This window comes from Bradyrhizobium oropedii (genome assembly GCF_020889685.1).
GTDB lineage: Bacteria > Pseudomonadota > Alphaproteobacteria > Rhizobiales > Xanthobacteraceae > Bradyrhizobium > Bradyrhizobium oropedii.
On record NZ_JACMYO010000390.1, the window covers coordinates 1 to 2,079 of the forward strand.

The window sequence follows — 2,079 nt, forward strand, 5'->3', positions numbered from 1 at the left end:
AGCCTATGAGCGCCGCGCGGCGCGATCGAGACGGCGCTGGCAGAGATCTGGGCCGAGCTTCTCGGGGTCGAGCGGGTCGGACGCCACGACAACTTCTTCGAGCTCGGCGGTCACTCGCTGCTGGCCGTGCAGGTGCTGGAGCGGCTGCGGCGGCTGTCGCTCGGAGTGGAGGTACGCACCTTGTTCGCCACGCCAGTGCTGGCCGATCTTGCCGCAAGCCTTGGCCGTCCTCATGAGGTGGCGGTGCCTGCCAGCCTGATCACCGAGCAGAGTACGGCGATCACGCCGCAGATGCTGCCGCTGATCGAGCTGGCCCAGCCGGAGATCGATCGGATCGTCGCCACGGTGCCCGGCGGCGTCGGCAACATCCAGGAGATTTACGGCTTGTCGCCGCTGCAAGACGGCATCCTGTTCCATCATCTGCTAGCCAGCCGGGGCGATCCCTACCTGATGGTGTCGCAGGTGGCGTTTGCCGAGCGTGACCTGTTGGAGCGTTACCTTGGTGCGGTTCAGCAGGTGGTGGATCGGCACGACATCCTGCGCACGGCCTTTGTCTGGGAGGGACTGTCGAGCCCGGCCCAGGTGGTGTGGCGTCGTGCGTCGCTGGAGGTGAGCGAGGTCGAGCTGGATGGCTGTGAAAGTTCCGGCGCCGATGAGCTCCGGCGCCGGTTTGATCCGCGCCGGCAGCGCATCGACGTTGGCCGGCCGCCCTTGTTGCGGTTTGTGATAGCGCGCGAGTCCGGCGGCGGGCGCTGGCTGCTGCTGGAGCTGCAGCACCATTTGATCGGCGATCACACGACGCTGGAAGTGATGCATGCCGAGGTGCGCGCCGTGCTGGAGGGACGCGGGCATGAGTTGTCAGCGCCGCAGCCGTTCCGCAATCTGGTCGTGCAGACGCGGCTGGGCGTGAGTGCGGAAGCGCACGAAGAGTTCTTCCGGGGGATGCTGGCCGACATCGACGAGCCGACCATCCCGTTTGGGCTGAGCGAAGTGCGCGGTGACGGCACCGGGGTGGACGAGGCGCGGCGGACGCTGCCGCATTCGCTCAACGAGCGGCTGCGGGAACAGGCGCGGCGGCTAGGGGTAAGCGTGGCCAGCCTTTGCCATCTGGCCTGGGGCCAGGTGGTGGCGCGCAGCAGCGGGCGAGAGCAGGTGGTGTTTGGCACGGTGCTGTTCGGCCGCATGCATGCGGGTGTGGGCACCGACCGCGCAATGGGCCTGTTCATCAACACCCTGCCTGTGCGGCTTGACCTGGACGGAACCGGGGTCGCGGCAAGCGTGCGGAGCACGCATGCACGGCTTTCCGAGCTGCTGGCGCACGAGCATGCCTCGCTGGCGCTGGCGCAACGCTGCAGCGGCGTTGCGGCGCCGGCGCCGCTGTTCAGCGCGTTGTTGAACTACCGTCACAACACGCCGGTGGCTCTCCCCGGCTCTGGGACGGATGATGTCCTGTCGGGTATGGAATGGTTGGGCGGGGAGGAACGCACCAACTATCCGCTGACCCTGTCGGTGGAGGATTTTGGCGAGGCGCTAGGCCTGACGGTGCAGGTGGCGGAGCCTATCTCTGCGGATCGGGTCTGCGGCTACATGCAGCGGGCGCTCGAGCAACTGGCGGAGGCGCTGGAGCATGCCCCCAACACGCCGGTGCGCGAGCTCGACATCCTGCCGGCCGAGGAGCGCAGCTATTTGCTGGAGGAGTTGAACCGGACGGCGGCGCCTTATCCGTCGGAACGATGCATCCATGAGCTGTTCGAGGCGCAGGTGCAAAAGACGCCGGAGGCGGTGGCGCTGATCTGCGAAGACGAGCGGCTGAGCTATGGTGAGCTCAACGCACGGGCCAACCGGCTGGCGCATCATCTCATCGAGCTAGGGGTCAAGCCGGACCAGCTGGTGGCGATCTGCCTGGAACGCAGCCTGGCGATGGTGGTCGGCCTTTTGGCGATCCTCAAGGCGGGCGGTGCCTATCTGCCGCTGGACCCAGCCTATCCCAGCGAGCGGCTGCAGCAGGTTGTTGACGATGCCGCGCCGCGGCTGCTGCTTTGCGATGCCGCCGGACGCGCAGCACTCGGCCCCGAGGTG

Annotated in this window: 1 pseudogene; it reads left to right on the forward strand. The window is 67.4% G+C overall.

Annotation, left to right across the window (positions count from 1 at the left end):
- Positions 1-9: 9 nt before the first annotated feature.
- Positions 10-2,079, forward strand: a pseudogene (locus H8A95_RS42705) (condensation domain-containing protein); the annotation flags it as partial.